General features: G+C 39.7%; 11 protein-coding genes. 4 read left to right on the forward strand and 7 right to left on the reverse strand.

Annotated features, from left to right (window positions below; genetic code table 11):
• Window positions 1-51 precede the first annotated feature (51 nt).
• Window positions 52-717, forward strand: a complete 666-nt coding sequence (trmB, locus tag EHQ58_RS03300) for a tRNA (guanine(46)-N(7))-methyltransferase TrmB (RefSeq protein ID WP_135621961.1) — start codon at window positions 52-54, stop codon at window positions 715-717.
• Here the strand turns inward: trmB and EHQ58_RS03305 are convergent.
• From EHQ58_RS03305 to rsgA, 4 genes are all read right to left on the reverse strand, one after another.
• Window positions 704-4,291, reverse strand: a complete 3,588-nt coding sequence (locus EHQ58_RS03305) for a tetratricopeptide repeat protein (RefSeq protein ID WP_246047089.1) — start codon at window positions 4,289-4,291, stop codon at window positions 704-706. The genes trmB and EHQ58_RS03305 overlap by 14 nt on opposite strands.
• Window positions 4,288-5,904: an LIC10124 family lipoprotein gene (locus EHQ58_RS03310; RefSeq protein ID WP_135621964.1), complete on the reverse strand. Its 1,617-nt coding sequence runs from the start codon at window positions 5,902-5,904 to the stop codon at window positions 4,288-4,290. Before EHQ58_RS03310 ends, EHQ58_RS03305 begins: the two co-directional genes overlap by 4 nt.
• Window positions 5,901-6,869, reverse strand: coding sequence for a FecR family protein (locus EHQ58_RS03315; RefSeq protein WP_135621966.1), 969 nt, complete (start codon window positions 6,867-6,869; stop codon window positions 5,901-5,903). Before EHQ58_RS03315 ends, EHQ58_RS03310 begins: the two co-directional genes overlap by 4 nt.
• Window positions 6,870-6,938: 69 nt before the next feature.
• A complete protein-coding gene (rsgA, locus tag EHQ58_RS03320; RefSeq protein WP_135621968.1) occupies window positions 6,939-7,889 on the reverse strand; it encodes a ribosome small subunit-dependent GTPase A in 951 nt (316 codons plus the stop codon).
• A 51-nt stretch (window positions 7,890-7,940) separates the two neighbouring features.
• On the opposite strand from rsgA, the gene EHQ58_RS03325 reads away from it, so the two are divergent.
• The 3 genes from EHQ58_RS03325 to tpx are packed head-to-tail and all read left to right on the forward strand — an operon-like array spanning window position 7,941 to window position 11,481.
• Window positions 7,941-9,779 carry a sensor histidine kinase gene (locus tag EHQ58_RS03325; protein WP_135621971.1) on the forward strand — a complete coding sequence of 613 codons (1,839 nt, stop codon included), beginning with the start codon at window positions 7,941-7,943 and terminating at the stop codon, window positions 9,777-9,779.
• 1 nt (window position 9,780) lies between these two features.
• Window positions 9,781-10,911 carry an LBF_2804 family protein gene (locus tag EHQ58_RS03330; protein WP_135621973.1) on the forward strand — a complete coding sequence of 377 codons (1,131 nt, stop codon included), beginning with the start codon at window positions 9,781-9,783 and terminating at the stop codon, window positions 10,909-10,911.
• 54 nt (window positions 10,912-10,965) lie between these two features.
• The gene (gene tpx / locus EHQ58_RS03335) at window positions 10,966-11,481 is read left to right on the forward strand and encodes a thiol peroxidase (RefSeq protein ID WP_135621976.1); all 516 of its coding nucleotides are present in this window, start codon (window positions 10,966-10,968) and stop codon (window positions 11,479-11,481) included.
• Here the strand turns inward: tpx and EHQ58_RS03340 are convergent.
• From EHQ58_RS03340 to EHQ58_RS03350, 3 genes are all read right to left on the reverse strand, one after another.
• Window positions 11,478-13,784: an ATP-binding protein gene (locus EHQ58_RS03340; protein ID WP_135621978.1), complete on the reverse strand. Its 2,307-nt coding sequence runs from the start codon at window positions 13,782-13,784 to the stop codon at window positions 11,478-11,480. The two genes, tpx and EHQ58_RS03340, sit on opposite strands and share 4 nt — an antisense overlap.
• Entirely contained in the window at window positions 13,784-14,869 is a 1,086-nt protein-coding gene (locus tag EHQ58_RS03345; protein WP_167883518.1) for a metallophosphoesterase family protein, read from the reverse strand. Before EHQ58_RS03345 ends, EHQ58_RS03340 begins: the two co-directional genes overlap by 1 nt.
• Before the next feature lie 74 nt (window positions 14,870-14,943).
• Window positions 14,944-16,137 carry a CaiB/BaiF CoA transferase family protein gene (locus EHQ58_RS03350; protein WP_135622136.1) on the reverse strand — a complete coding sequence of 398 codons (1,194 nt, stop codon included), beginning with the start codon at window positions 16,135-16,137 and terminating at the stop codon, window positions 14,944-14,946.
• Window positions 16,138-16,140 lie beyond the last annotated feature (3 nt).

Below are 16,140 nucleotides of genomic sequence, written 5' to 3' on the forward strand. Positions count from 1 at the left end.
TTCTACAAAAGTATTTGTATTCTTAGTATCGGTAATTAGGCAAATGTTCCCTTGATAGTAAATCCAGACGTGAAACAAAAGTTGTGGAAGTTCGCACTCAGAACTCCCTATACCTCAGACTACCTCCTGCAACCTAAAGTATGGGGAAAAAAAATCGACCTAAAAAATGTTTTCCCGAAAGAGACAGATTCCCTCTGCTTAGAACTTGGTTCCGGTTGGGGTGAGGTGGCGATTGAATTAGCTAAGAGAAACCCAAACACTGGTTTTTTACTGATGGAAAAGAAGATCGATCGCGTAAAGGCTACCGAAGCCAAACGAGCGGAACTGGGTTTGGAGAATATTCGTTATATGACCACTAACTTCCAGTGGTTTTTTACAGAAATCCTGGACCGTGAGATTTTTGATACGATCATCATCAATTTTCCAGATCCCTGGCCAAAACGTAGACATCATAAAAATAGAGCGATGCAGGCACCCTTTTTAGAAGAAATCCACACCCTCTTAAGACCAAATGGCCGTCTCTTGTTTGCTACAGATTATGGTCCGTATGCTCGCAAGACCATTCTCTTACTGCGAAAAATGAAAGAATTGTATGCGTTTGATGAAGAGTATGCATTTGAGCGTCCGAATTTCCCCGTTTCCTTTTTCGAATCCGAAAAAAGAAACGAAGGGAAAAAAATTTACTATTTAGAGAGGCGCAAGGTCAATCAATCGTAATCGTGCTGATTCGTTTATTGTCCTTCTCTGGTGCCCAGGAAAAAGTTTTTTTGCCATTGCTCTTTGTGAGGACGATTTCTTTTCCCTTAACTTCCAAAGTGGTGTCAGCTAAATGATATTTCAATTCACTTTGGGAAGTGATTGCTTCATTCCATTTCGCTTCACCCTTCCATACCAACAACTTATCGGATGTCTTAATTTGGATCGAGTCATCTAAAGGATACGAATTCACATAACTTCCGCTTGCGGGAAGAGATACAATTTTACCGTTCATGTCTGCTACTAGGAATTGATTTCCAATCCGAATCAAACAAGAACTTGCCAAACATCCATTGACTATCAACTTTTCACCTTGATCTTTTTTAAGAAGTGATGCCTCTTTGGATGGTGCATTCCAATTGTCTTTTGGTAGGGAGGAAAATCCATATTCATTCTTTTTGTTTTTAATCAAAAGAATCGACCCAGATGAGGTTAATCCAAAGGTATGGATGTCTTTATCCTTTGCTGTAAAAAGCAAATCGCCATCAACGGTCATGATCTGAAAAAATCGTTGTTTGGTTTTCTGGTTCTCGGTGAGGAGAAAAATTTTATCAATTTGCAGCTCTGCCGAAACGATTTCGTCCACGGTGTTGAGCTCAATGGAGGTTCCAAGTTTTCCGGTATCGGGATAAATCTTTTGAATCAAGCCAGAGCGAAAAGCAAAGATTTGTTTGCCTCCGATCAGTCTCTTAAAAGGAGCAGGCGTAGCAAATTTCCAAGTAACTTCTTTTGTTTCGCGATCGAGGCCTACGATGCTTTCTCCGTAATTGACGATGACCCGATTTGGATAAAGTAAAGGCAACTCAACAGGCGTCCCAGAAAGGGCCACTTCTGTAATAATGATACCCTCTTCCTGCTTGTCTGTAGGAAGCAAACGCGCATACTTTGAGTCAGGAAAATTTTTCCAAATCTCTTTTTGGACGGAGATTTTCTTGCTGGTAATTTTATCAGAGGGTGTCTTCTTCGACTTTTCATCAAGTATCACATAATGCGCATATAACGCCTCAGCAGATCGTTCTTCCTTTAAAACATTTAAAATCGAATCTTCAGCTTCATTCAATTTACCTTCTTTGAAATAAATATATGCAAGGTGAATCTCCCCATCAGCAAAATCAGGATCAGATTTTTTTAAAGCTTCGAGAATTGATTTTGATTCCGTGGTTAGATCTTCATTAAAGTAAGCTATGGCTAAATTATAAGAAGAAATGGAGAATTCGCCATCTTTTGACCTGGCTCTTTCAAATTCCTTTTTGGCATTTTCGGGTTTTCCGATCTTATAAAAAGCGAGTCCTTTTGCTACATTTGAAGGTGCAAACGAGCCGTTTAATAAAATAGATTTATCAAAATTTGAAAGTGAAGACTCATAGTCTTTCTTTTTCATCGAGATAAGACCTAACATATAATAGCTGTAAAATGAATCGGGTTTTTCCGAGATAAGTTTATTGAATCCTTCTTCGGCCTTGCCGATTTCTCCCTTTTTATAGAAGAATGCGTAGATCCCTTCGTGGAACGAAGATGCCTGATCCTTATTTTCTCGTGCCGCCTTTTCTAAAATGGCGATCCCCTTTTCTTCTTCACCCTTTGACATATAGCATTCGGCTACTTTTACAAGTAAAGACGGTTTAGGCACTTTATCATATGCTTTCTGATAGGATACAATCGCATCATCAAATCTCTTTTTATCGTATGCTTTGTTACCTTCTCGGACAAAAGGAATGATTTCAGCGAATCGAAGGTTTTCTTTTATGGTTCGTTCCGTTTCCGTGATCTCAGGAATCTCTTTTGAATACTTTTTAGACTTTTGGACATAGTCCATCGCCTTAGTATAATTTTCTTTATCATTTTCATCTACGGCTCGCTTATAATATAAATTACCCAAACGATAATGAACGGCATCATTGTCTGGAAATTTTTTGAGTAGGCTGAGATAGATGGAATCTGCTTCGTCAAATTTTTTTGAATCTTCTGCGATACGACCTAAAGTAATCGCCACATAAGGATCGTTTTGAGAAAGTTTCTGCAATTTGCCGACGTATTCTGCTTCTTTTTTAGATTCTCCTGTTTTCGCATACACACGCGCGAGACCTTGGATAGCCATAAGATTTTTATCATCATTTCTAAGTGCTTCCAAATAGGATGACTCAGATTTTTTGTATTCATTGAACGCATAATATGCTTTTGCAAATGCATTATGAGGAGCTGGATCGTTTGGTGATCTTCCTAAGGCTTTGCCATAAAGCTCTAATGCCTGCTTTCTTTTCCCTTGCCTTAAATAAGTATCGCCTTCTGAAATATACATTTGAGATTCAGCGAGCGCTAATGCCTTTTTAATTTGATCTTTGTCTGCGTGAATGTGGGTCTCTGCTTTCTTTAAGGCATCTATGGCTTCTTCATTGCGGCCTTGGTCGAGCAAAAGATAAGCCAAGTTCATGCGAGGTTCAAAAAAGTTTTTGTCCCAGGCGGAAGCATCTTGAAAGCTGAGAAGTGCTTTTTGCGTTTGTCCCCATTTCCATTCACAGATCCCCAATTTGTTTTTCAACTCTGCGTTTTTTGGAGATTTTTTAAGCCCAGTTTCGGCGATCTTTAAGCATTCAGAAAAGTTTGATTTTTTGATTTGGACATTACAAAGACCAAGGTATCCGTTTGTGAAATTGTCCTGGATGGTAATCGACTTACGGAAGTTTGACTCTGCTTCCTTTAGATTCCCCTTTAGAAAGTTGGCATTGCCGAGAAAAGTCCAAAGCGAAGCATTGTTTGGTTGTAATTCTGTCGCTTTTTGGTATTCCTCAATCGCTAAATCATAATTTTTTTTGGCGATCGCATCATTTCCTTTCTGTATGAGGGCTGCTACTTTGGTAGATTGTTTGGCATTTTGGGCGGACTTAAGGTCCGGTTGCAGTTTTTCTGCCTTCGCAAAATAAGCTTCGGCTTCGTCGTATTTTTTTAATTCAAGACAAACATCACCTAACTGATTTAATAGCTCCACAGGGTATGGAAAATCTTTTTGATTTTCAAGTGGCTTTAAGGTAACATAACTTTCTTCATATTTTTTCTGAAGTTTTAGAAGTGTTCCCACTTTATACTTATAAACGGGTTCATCCGGCTCCATTTTCACAAGCTTTTGGTAAATCTGAAGGGCATCTTCATAATCGCCGAGAGTGCTCTCTACTGTTCCAAGTCCTATGAGTAGTTTTTCGTTCTCTGGATCTAAACGATTTCCTAATTCATAAGCCTCTTTTGAGGCTGCATACTCGCCCAGTTGGTATTCAGAAGCGCCGATCAGCGCATAACCTTCGGCAGTTTCCACTTTTTCGTTTGCCTCTTTGCCACGAGTGATGGCTTCGCCAAACTCTCCTTTTTGGAAAAGCAGGTTTCCTTTTGCGAGAATCGCACGAGCCGATTCCAAATCCAATCTGTCTTCTGCGGAAACCTCACTGGCAACCTCATCAGATACAGTTACTGTTTTGAAATCTCTAGACTGACAGTTATAAAATGCAAAAATTAGGAAGGAAAGGGAGAGAATTTTAAATTTCATTTCTTTAGTTTCTCCTCGAATTTAACCATATCTGGATAATGGATTTTGATTCCACGAAGCGGATTGCCAGATAAGAACGAATCATGCGGAGTTAAAATCGCGATCTGCCAGAGGACTTTAAAGTTCCATGGTATCTCTAAAACCGTTGTCCCTCCGAGTGCGATCTTCAACATTTGTTTTTCTGGATCGGTTGTCCAAGACATTGTGCGACCTTTTTCGGGCTCTTCTGTTTTCCATCGATACGAAACATGCACAGGTGCATCTGTTTCCCCATTACCATACTTCACGATATGAAAATCTGTCTTGTCTACAACGACAAGCACTGACTTTCCTTCAATGTCAGAGATTAAAAAACCAAACTTACCATTTAACTCTGTCGAGGTTCCGAATTTTAGAGTGGATTCAATTTTATCTGGGATAAGATTTTGTGAATAGACTCCGTGCCAGCCTGTCGGTAATTCTTGTTTCTTTTGAAAGGTCAAGGAACCTGTAAAATTAACAGAAAAGTTTGGTGAGCCACTCGATACGCTCCAGAAATCCTCTGCTTCCCAGGAGATTCCTTCCTCTAACGCAAACGGTAATGACAAAGTCGAGATTCCCTTAGGACGTACGGCAAGGGGGGATTCAGCATACTGGTATGTGTCAGTAGCGTTCGAGCGAATGAACTGGATCGGATAACTTCCGTAAGGAACTCCTGACTCAGCATAAATAGTCTTTCCCTTCTTTTGTCCAGCTACTATGACCTCAAGTCCTGCGGGGTAACTCGTTAAAAATAGAGTCCCTTGCGAAATGTCATCACTCCATTCTTGGAAAATTCTACTTTTTTTACCACCGCGAACAATGAGTTTTCTCAATTCAGGGTCTTTACCAGGTTTTGAAAAAGCGAGAGTATGTTTACCGTTTAAGACTGGATAGTTGAGGATGGGAGCCTTTCCAATATCGGTGCCATCTAAGTTGATAAGGGTTCCAGGAGAAGTAGAGAAAATAGAAACCTGCCCTCTCACAGTTGCTTCCATAATGGCCTGTATTTCTGTATCTTTGGGGCTGAATGCTTCAGACCAGTAAGAGGTAAGAGCGAGGCGAAGAGGGATCAAACCATTTTTATACTGGTATACCTCTAATTTTTTATTCTTTGATTTCATCGAATCTTCAGATTCGAATTTAAAAACATAAGCGGAGGAACCAAACTCAGATCCAAGGATGGGATCTAGATACGTAATCGATAATTTTAACTGATTATCGGCTCTTTCGACCTTTGCACTAAGGATGACATCAACATCACTTGCTTTTAATTCCTCAACCGTAGCTTTTCGATCCTGAGGAAGTCTGATGAATTTACCGAAGCGACTATGATTCGTTAGAATCTTATCCTCGAGAAAATTTAGATCGGAGGCCGTCAAATCGTTCGGAAGTGCCGACCAATTTAGAATGAAACTGGGAGTCGGCTTGCTTGCCAACCTTTCCTTATAATCGACAAGTGATGGCTGAGGTTCAGACACACCGTGTTCCAAAGCTCGATAAACGGGCTTTGGAACTGATTCCTTTAAAGTTTCAATTTGAGTGACGGAAGCACAAGAAATGCAGAGAGCGACAAGAAAGAAAACATATCTCATTTTTTATCAAAACTTTCCTTGGCTGGCAATTTTAAGGAATCCTTTTGGATGTCTTTTTGGATGTATTTAGACTCTTCCACAGATTTTGCTGTAGTAATGACTTCGTCTGCTTTATTTTTCGAAATCTCTTTTTTGCGAATGGAAGATTCAACTTCCTCTACTGAGGAACCAACATCCATTTTTTTCAATTCTTCACTATTCGCACGCAATTCGTTGGAGAGTGATTCGAATTGAAGCATTTTGGTATTCTCGAAAATTAACATTTCTTTTAAATCAGAAAGGGACTGCGAATCCAATGGCTGGATCATCTTATCGCTGAGCTTTGTATCCTTACCTACTGTAGCTTCTTTTTGTTTGTCCAAAATGATTTCATTGTCTGAATTTGGCTTTTTCACAGAGATGGACCCATCAAGGACAGCATAGCGAACTACGCAATTATCATTTCCACACGGAACGCCCGCTTTGTTTGAGGAGGGGGATTCTACTGAAGTTAAAAAGGATGTTCCACGCACACCCGCGATGGACGTCGGAGTGACAACATTGAACGTATCATTCTTTCTTTCTTTATGCAGAACAGTAACTAGTTTACCATACTGCATGTTCACTTCCGTTTTGTGCTCCTGGCCTCTCGCCTCGTAAGCAGTCGTTAATTGAAGTGAAGTATTTTTTGAGAGTTTGAGTACTCCATCATCGCCTAACAATATCTCTACGGAACCATTCGTTCCTGTGACAACCGTATCGGTGGGAAGGAGCGGATCCCCAAGGACTGGTTTGTTTTGGCTTCCTTCTCTTAAGATGACAACCTCACCTTTGATAAATGCAATGACAGCTGTGCGAGCTTCTCCTGAAGTCTGGGCTGGAGCCTGACCTGAATCCTTAGAATCTTTTTGGCAAGAAAATCCGAAAACGATAAGTCCTAGGATTAGGATTGAATTTGGTAAAATATGGGAACGAAAGATTTTCATAACACACCTCCGCATGAAAAGCGACTCTTCTTCAGTCTATAACAACTGAGAGATAAGCAACTCTTTTCCCTAATATCTTTTTGTTACACTTTGCGACCAATGGTCTCGTCGGGTGACTCTATGGGGTTTATTTAGGCTCTCGATCATGGCTTCGAGGCTTTTTCGACGGGATTCTGTAAGGTTTTCCGCTACAGACTTAAGGAGATTGCAATCTTCCCCGAAATCACAGCAATATTCGTATTTGCAGTCTTCCTTAGCCCTTCGCAGTTCGGGAAAACTTTCCATCATTTCAGCCTTGGAGACATGGAGAATTCCCCACTCTTTGACACCTGGAGAATCGATAATGACAGTTTCCCCTTCGAGAAATACAGCAAGGGAATTTGTCGTTGTGTGTTTGCCTTTTCTGGTACTACCACTGATTTCATTCGTTTTCTGATCATTATTCTTTGTTAAATGGTTAAGCAAAGTAGATTTACCTACACCGGAGTTTCCGCAAAGAAATGTCCGTTTGCCTTGGATTCTTTCTAGGAAAGGTGTGAGAGTTGAGGAATCTTCCGTAGAAACACTAATGACATCGTAACCTAATTTTCGATAAGAATCTTCGCGCTCCTGGCGGTATTCGTCGGAAACGAGATCTGCTTTTGTGAATACGATGAGGGGATTGATACGAGTAGGATATGCTGCAACTAACAATCGATCAATAAAACCGTCTTTGGTTTCAGGATCTTTTAAAGAAGCTAAAATCGCCAACAAATCGAGGTTAGCACAAAGAACATGACTATCTCCTTGGTCGCTTTTTCGAGTTAAAAAGTTTTTGCGCTCTGCTTTTTCGATGATGACCCAATCTCCAGATCCGGATTCGGCAAGTACAAGATCACCCACTACAAATGGATGGCGTTCCTCACTCTGATTTAGGCGTAGTTTCCCCTTAAGAACCGCTCGTACATAGGAAGTCGAGGGCGAGTATAACTCATAATAGGCTCCAAAGATCCGCGCGATCGTAAATTGTTCTTTACCCAATATCCATTTCCTTGTAAACTTAGGTCTCTCTTCCAGTAAATACCAACAATAATGAAGATACAAGTTTTCTTTCGTATTTTTCTGAGTTATTCACCTGCTCTACTTCTTTCCGGAGTTCTGCTCGTTCTCTTTTACCAACACTATCTGGAATTTAGCTCACTCCTGGTCCTTTTCGGATTTAATGCCTTCCTCTATGCCTGGAATTATTTGCAAGCTCAAACTCATACGAAATTGCAACTCAAGTCAACAGAATCTGAGAAACCTAAAAAACGAGACGAATTGGTCCAAAGTTTGTTTGCTCTCGAAAAGTTCAAAGAGGAACTCATATCCTTCAATGATCCTGATCGCATCAGCTTAACCATCGTCAATTTTTTGGAGGCCAAAATTCCAGCTGAATTTGTACGTGTCTACACTTGGGATGAGGCCGAAGCACATTTTCGATGTCGCCCCTATCCCAAAGATGGAAAGCCCGATGAAGAGTTGGTTTTACCCGTATTTGATCCTTTTTTATTATGGCTTTCCGAAAGGGAAGGGATACACCTGATTGAAAATTTTCAAGAAGAATCATCACCTAACCATATAAAAGTAAAAGAGCCTGCCCTAAGTTTTTTTAAAAGGACCAATTCTGTAGTCGTTGCGACCCTAGCAATGAAATCTAGCCTCGTTGGTTTTATTTTACTTGGCAAAAACAAAAATAACACTAGTTACGGCATACACGAGATTGAAATTATCCTCGAAATCCTTTCTGTTTCGCTCATGTCGATTTCTAATTCCATGATTTACCAACAACTGGTAAATTTAGCAGAAACGCTAGAAGCAAAAGTGCACGAACGCACTAGGGAGTTAGAGGAGGCACAGGCACACTTAGTCCAATCGGAGAAAATGGCATCCCTCGGTGTAATGGTCGCAGGAATCGCACATGAGATCAACACGCCCGCTGGTGTCATCAATGGCTCCTCTGACAACTTGGAAGCCAATATGATTTATACTTTTTCGCATCTCTCTGATTTGAATCAACTCATACAAAACCAAAGCTTGCGAGATACATATCTGGATTTACTGTTTGGTCTACTAAAGGATGAAATTAAGGGAAAAGTAGATCCGAAGGATAAATTTAAATTAAAAAAAGAAATCAAACAAAAACTCATTTCTGAAGGTATTACGGAAGCAGATGCCGTCGAACTATCTGTTTTCCTCGTAGAACAGTCGATACCAAATAAAGAAAAAGAGCTATTGCATATTTGGAAAGAAGGTGGTAAGGAGGTTTATGACTTACTCAAAAACAGTGTCGGTTTACATCGAAACGTTAAGAACATTAGATATGCGATCAAGAATATCGTCCGTATTGTAAAAGCGTTAAAATACTATTCTCATCTTGGGCAATCTTCCTACGCGGAAGCCGACTTGCATGAGGGAATTGAGAATACACTCATCATCATGCAAAACCAAATCAAGCAAGGTGTCGAGATTGAGCGGCATTACTCTGACCTACCTCCTGTTAAATGTAATTTAGACGAACTAAACCAGGTTTGGACCAACTTGATCACGAATGCCCTCCATGCTATGAAAAAAACGGACTCTCCGAAACTTCAAATTTTTTCGAGACGGATTGGTTCGGATTATGTGATGATCGGATTTGAGGACAACGGATCGGGTGTTCCAGCGAGCATCAAAGATAAAATTTGGGATCCATTTTTTACCACCAAAGACCAAGGAGAGGGAACGGGACTCGGGCTCGGGATTGTGAAAGGAATCATCGAAAAGCACAAGGGGAGGATTGAATTGGAGTCTGAACCGAATAAGACGCGTTTTATGGTATACCTTCCTTTGGATGGGCCAGGCGATGTTCCAAGCATACCCAAAGACATCATTCGGGAGAGACGCGGTTAGCTTGCAACCAACAACAAAGCTGTATCAGCCAGGGCTTTTGGAAAGATGGGGAAAATCCGTACTTTACAAAATTGCAAAAAAAAGAATTCAAATCACGGTTGATTCCGATGAGTCGTTTCAAGAAGTCTCTCAAAAAATAATTATAAGAGGTACGATTCACTCATTTCTGATCGGCTTCATCCCATCCTTTTTATTTGTTTGGATTAGCATTTTTTTACCAAAATTTACATCCCTTCGTTCGAACGAAGCATTCGTTTCCATTTCCTTGACAATTCTTCTAATTGGAGTTTTTACGTTTCTTGAATTTTATTTACTTTTTATGGTTGGATTGTATGAAGCCTATCTGATGGCACAAGCAGCTAACTTAGAATTAACGGAAGAACCAGAACTAATTACTCCCGTTCCTGGCATGCTTGCCCGAATCGCCCTAGAGATTCCCGATCCTGAATTACGCTTATTTGGAATTGATCCTTACAAAACACTCAACAAGAAAACAGTATTACTAAAGACGATTATTTATAAGCTCAAAGTGATGGTCTCAAATTTATTTGCAAAAATATTCCTCAAAGCTCTTCTAGGAAGAACAAGTTTGAGATTTTATGTGGAATATATATCTGCGCCGATAACAGGATTTTGGGATGCGTATGTAACATATAAAATTTTACATGAGCTTAGAAAACGAATCATCTCCCGAAAAATAGCTGAAATCATCCTTTTACATATTAGGAATCACCATTCAAATCTTTCTCAATTGGGGAAAACCACCTTGATTCGAGGGATTGCAAATTCCATCGTATTCACAAAGACCTTTCACCCTAACTTTGAATACATATTACTCAAGCTTGTGAAGGAATTTAAAATTGAATTTGATATGGATGAAATGGATGATCATGTAAAATTTGAAGCTGCAATTTCGGAATGCCCAATAGCGGAAGCGAACCTTATTTTCTCAATCTTCCAGCTTACCTCTTGCTTTGACGGCGTGTTAACAAAACAGGAGTTGGAAATGTTCCCAAAACTCTTTGCAGGTAGAGATTCTTTTGACGTTCTTCAAACCTCACAACTCTCCAAATTGATATCAGATGGTTACTTAAAAGAAGCAACGCACTTGGCCAAGGAGATGCTGGCTTAATTTTTGTTTTCATTCTGCTCCTCCAAACAAGTCTAACCAAAAGTAGGAGAAATTATGTCATCAGTCACACTCAAAGGTTCACCCATCTCACTAGAGGGAAATATGCCAAAAGCCGGGGACAAAGCCCCGGACTTCAAAGTCACAAAACAAGATTTAAGCGAAATCTCCCTTAAAGATATGTCAGGTCAGGTTAAAATTCTCGTTTCTGTTCCGAGCCTTGACACAGCTGTCTGCGCCATTGAAACAAAAAAATTCAACGAAAAAGCCGCAAAAGAAGAAGCCATCACAACTCTTATCATCTCAGGCGATCTCCCATTTGCGATGAAGAGATTTTGTACAACTGAAGGGATAGATTCCGCTAACCTTGTTACTGGTTCTCAATTTAAAGATTTTTCATTTTCGAAAAACTATGGCGTACATATGTCTTCTGGACCATTGGCTGGTCTTGCTGCCAGAGCAGTTTTTGTAGTGGATAAACAGGATGTAGTTCGTTATGTGGAACTTGTGCCAGAAATCGCAAGTGAACCTAATTACGATGCGATCCTAGCAGAAGCAAAAAAACTCACTTAACCCAAAGAATGCAAAATGCAATCGAGATCCATCTCCTTTGCATTTTGCTCAATTTCATCTTTCAAAATGGTATCAAAAGTGAAGAACACACCTTGCCATTTTTCCTTTTTCAAAAAATCTAAAGTATAACACACCGCTGAGTTCATTCGCGCTGGGTCCATGTGGCGAAAAGGTTCGTCGAGCAGCAACCAATTGATGTTGTCTTCCGCTGACATACGAAGTGCATATTCTAAACGTAGAGAAAAGTAAAAAAGCTCCTTTGTCCCTGTAGAAAGCAAATCAACATCTCGCATCACATTTGTTTTATCAAAAACCTTAGGAATTTCACTTAACTCATTCCATTCTATTTTCTTAATATTCTCTTCTGGTAAAATTTCATTCCAGCGTTTGGAGAGTGAATGAACGAGAGTTAAGATTTGACTTTCAGATCCAGTCTCCATTTCAGAAAAGATATCTGCTAAAACTTTATATGCTGCAAAATTTTTCTCGATTTGAATTAGAAGAACTTGAGCATCCTCCTTTTCTTTTCGTAAACGATCACATTTTTCTAAAATATCTTTGATCTTTACCTGAGAACCGCCAACGATTCCAGAAAGTTCTGATTCCTTTGCAAAGTAAATATCTTTCAGTTTATGATAATCCTTTGTCTCGGATTCAATTTGGAACATTAGATTTTTGAGTAATGATTTTTCCTCGGAGGAAAAATCAGAGGGAACTAAATTCTGCTCAAACGTTTCCAATTCATCTTTTAGCTTAACCTTTAAAGCCGATGCATCTTTTAGCTGATAATCGATAAGGGCAGTTTGGATCTGTGCCTGCAAGTGCTGAAAGGATTGCTCATCCGCCTTCGCATTTGAAAGTTTTTCCTGAAATTCAGGAAGATCTTTAACTCCAAAATAAGTTAAAATCTCCAAGTATTCATTTTCCTTGGTAACCAACTCGTTTCCAATTTTTGTCTCCTCGGAACGAAGCCGAGCTAACTGCTCTTGGCTCTGTTGGAATCTCTCATTTGTTTGTTCTAGATTTCGGGACGCTGTTGCTAAGGATTCCTTAAATTTTGAAAGTGCATCTCGGATTCCTTCTTTGCTTGAAATCAATGGACGAATGGTACCATCCGTTCGCAGAGTAAGCTCTTCTGCTAATGCTTGAAATTCTTTTTCCAGTTTCGATGAGTCGACTTCAAGCGTTAGCTTCCTTGAAAAATTGACTACGAGCGTCAATCCAGCAAAACTAAGGAGACCCGCAAATACATAGAACAATGATGATAATGATTTTAAATAAGTGATAAACGATACGCCAATCCCGATGGTCAAAAGAATAATGCCTGTCAGCAAAATGTGCATTTTCCATTCTATCTTTTGTATCTTAGGTGCATTTTCAAAATCAACGCTCCCGATTTTCTTTTGAATGTCGAAGGCTATCCCGTCATGATTAGAAAGTCTATTTTTTTGAAGGGTTTGATCACCAATTTCTTTCTGTAAAGCAGATAAACCAGCGGTTATATCTTGGGATTTTCTGAGATTCTCTTTCTTTATTAACTTTAGATTTTTTATTTCCTCATCAATTCTAATGACCGCCTTGTCTTTGTCAGATGAAATCCATTTTTTCATCTCTTCCACAGAAACTCTTTTTGATTCCCATGTTAATACACTCTGCAATAATTGAGCGGTATTTTTATGTTTTTGTTTTGCCTGCAAATCCTCAGCTTGCTTTTTTAGTAACAAAATAGACTCTTCCTTTTGTTTTAAGGAATTTGCCAATTCTTTTTTCTCTTTTTCCTTTGCGGGAAGATCAGTCCACATAGCAAGTGTTCGAATCCGTTCTTCCTCAGCCTGCTCCCAGGAAGTAAGCTTTTCTTCATAGGATTCTTTGGCTTTATGTAATTCTTTACCTGCATTGACATTTTTTTTAGTCGAAAACCGATTCTGACACGTCTCGATTAAATTTCTGATATTATATCCACTATCAAAAAGAGATTTTTGGATCGAATTTAATAGCTCAGCCGATTCTTTTGAATCTTCATCTAGCGTGACCTTTCCTTCTCGTATGGCATAAGAATTCAAAAATTTACCAGGTGAAATATCTAAAAGTGTTTTTGCCAGTTCCGCCTTTCTTACCTCTCCATATCTATCTCTTAATTTTCTCACATAAGGACTGTTACCTTTAATGCGAATCAAAGCAGAAACTAAAGCATCAAAGAGCGTTGTTTTGCCCGTTTCATTCGGTCCATAAAAAATAGTTACAGTTTTTAAGGGGAAGGATTTATTTTTAAAGAGGCCGAAGGATTCTAATTTAAGATTCATTAATTTTGAACCTCTAACAAAAGCTTTAGTCCTAACTCTTTTGCTCGACTCCACTCCGAAATCTCCATGCCATCTTTCTTTGCATCCATAACTTTTACGAAATTTTGTATGAATGCATTTTCCAATAAATTTTCTGCTATGATGATCTCGGATTCATCTGTATCAAATTCAAGTCTCCTAAATTTGGATTGCCAATTCGCCTTGAGTGCGGCTTGAAATTCCATTTTTCCTTTCATGGATTCCACCACTCCCTGCCATTTGATGCGTATCCAATCCTGATTGGAGAATACGGAAAGATAATCCTCCGCAGACTTTTCTGGCATTCCATCTAAACCGAGTGATATGACAACTTCTGCATAAATGCCGGCTTTTTCTAATATAACTTCCGTTTTATGAATTTGTGAATTCGAGATATCTAGTAAAATGCCTTTACGTGGTCCTGTCTCCCCACTTCGCCAAACTCTCGCGCTTCCCGCATAGGCGACTTCCATCTTTCCGAACTTTTGTGAACGAGCCGAATGAATGTGCCCGACAGCCACATAGTCACAATCGAGTGATTGTAACTGAGTCACATCGATGAGGCCGCCTTTTTCCTCCTCTTCTTCGTCCTTGAGCCCAGTAAAGCTCATCCCGACAACCGTAGCATGAGCCAAGGCGATCCTCACCTTCGCCATTTTTTTAGGAGGCAAGGCCATTAGGAGTTCGCCATATGATTCTTGGTGAGGTATGGAAAGTAGCTCCACTTCTTCGTTTAAAGGTAAAATTTGATACGGTCCTTGGTCAAGAAACGTGATCTGATTTCCCCAATCAAATGTAGGAAAAGAACGTTCCTTAGTATTGCGACGTAGCGATTCATGATTGCCCGGAAGGAAATAAACTTTGCCACCAAAGGACGTGAGGATCGTTATAAATTTTGAACGAAGGGAAAGCATATCAGCATAGGTATCAAATACATCTCCGCATAATATGATAGCATGGCAGCTATGATCGGTTGCTTTGGTTACAATTTGCGTAAGGACATCCAAGCAGTATTCTGGGTCATTGGACGCGGAAAGATGTAAATCAGAAAATTGGATGAGTTTCATGGGATTCATTAGGCCCCATTATACACAGGGCCTCAGACAAATCTTCAAGACTCCATAAAAAAAAGCAAGTGCGCTTAAATCACTCTCTCCTTCCTGAATCCATCTATTTCTCCCTGTGAATACCCAAGTGTCTTCAAAATTTCATCTGTGTGTTCTCCATGTTCCGGTGGATCCATACGGTAAGAGAAAGGTGTTTCTGAAAAATGAAAGGGAGATCCAAATTGTAAAATATCTCCATACTTTGGATGTTTGGTTTCAAAAACCATTTTCCGATCTCTTAGGTGGGGATCTTTTGCCACTTCTTCCATGGAAAGAATGGGAGAGAGACAGGCATCCTCATTCAAAAAAATAGATTCTAGGTCCGCATAGGTCTTACTTAAGAAAAAATCGGTAAGTATGGATTTTATTTTTTCTAAGTTTTCGTCTTCAAAAGGGATTTCTTTTGTTAAATTTTCCATTCCGATAGCTTTTAAAAAAGTTTGAAAGAACATATCTTCAAGAGCACCTAACGCGACAAATCTACCCTCTTTGGTTTGGTAAATATTATAATTTGGTAATTTTCCAGATAGGATATCATTGCCTGGTTCAGGGGTTTTTCCAGACGCAGAAAAAATACCTCCGTAAAGAGACAAGAATTGAAGGGATGCATCCGTCATAGAAATATCGATTCGTTGGCCTTTGCCCGTTTTCTCTCGGAAGTACAATGCGGCAAGTATAGCTGACAGTGCCGTCAAAGTTCCACCTCCCACATCAGCTAACTGAAATCCTGCGCTTCTCGGTGGATTGCCTGTTTGGTGGAGTACACCTGACACTGCTAAATAATTTAAATCGTGGCCTGCAAAATCTACGTATTTTCCCGAAGTTCCATATCCTGAAATGCCACAGTAGATCAGTTTCGGAAATTTTTCTTTTAAGACTTCATAACCTATACCCATTTTATCCATACCATCTGGACGAAAGCCCTCAAGAAGGATGTCAGCATCCTCCAATAACTTAAATAAAATCTCTTTGGAAGTGGGACGCTTTAAATTGAGTGTGATCGCTTTTTTATTTCGATTCAGCATCATGAAAAGTGCTGGATATCCTCCCTTACCTTTGAACATGGCACGCGATCCATCATACGCTCTGGGGTTTTCTATTTTGATCACGTCAGCACCCATATCCGCCAAATGCTGCGAGCAGAGTGGGCCTGGGAGGAGCAAAGATAGGTCTATTACTTTCACTCCCGAGAGCGGACCTGGATTCGTATTTGATTCATTATTTGTCATAAA

Source organism: Leptospira ognonensis, assembly GCF_004770745.1.
Classification (GTDB): domain Bacteria; phylum Spirochaetota; class Leptospiria; order Leptospirales; family Leptospiraceae; genus Leptospira_A; species Leptospira_A ognonensis.

Excerpts from the sequence above, each read along its gene's own strand:
- EHQ58_RS03305 (WP_246047089.1), bottom strand. The coding sequence starts at position 4,291 with ATGAAATTTAAAATTCTCTCCCTTTCCTTCCTAATTTTTGCATTTTAT.
- EHQ58_RS03310 (WP_135621964.1), bottom strand. The coding sequence starts at position 5,904 with ATGAGATATGTTTTCTTTCTTGTCGCTCTCTGCATTTCTTGTGCTTCC.
- EHQ58_RS03315 (WP_135621966.1), bottom strand. The coding sequence starts at position 6,869 with ATGAAAATCTTTCGTTCCCATATTTTACCAAATTCAATCCTAATCCTA.
- EHQ58_RS03325 (WP_135621971.1), top strand. The coding sequence starts at position 7,941 with ATGAAGATACAAGTTTTCTTTCGTATTTTTCTGAGTTATTCACCTGCT.
- tpx (WP_135621976.1), top strand. The coding sequence starts at position 10,966 with ATGTCATCAGTCACACTCAAAGGTTCACCCATCTCACTAGAGGGAAAT.
- EHQ58_RS03340 (WP_135621978.1), bottom strand. The coding sequence starts at position 13,784 with ATGAATCTTAAATTAGAATCCTTCGGCCTCTTTAAAAATAAATCCTTC.
- EHQ58_RS03345 (WP_167883518.1), bottom strand. The coding sequence starts at position 14,869 with ATGAAACTCATCCAATTTTCTGATTTACATCTTTCCGCGTCCAATGAC.
- EHQ58_RS03350 (WP_135622136.1), bottom strand. The coding sequence starts at position 16,137 with ATGACAAATAATGAATCAAATACGAATCCAGGTCCGCTCTCGGGAGTG.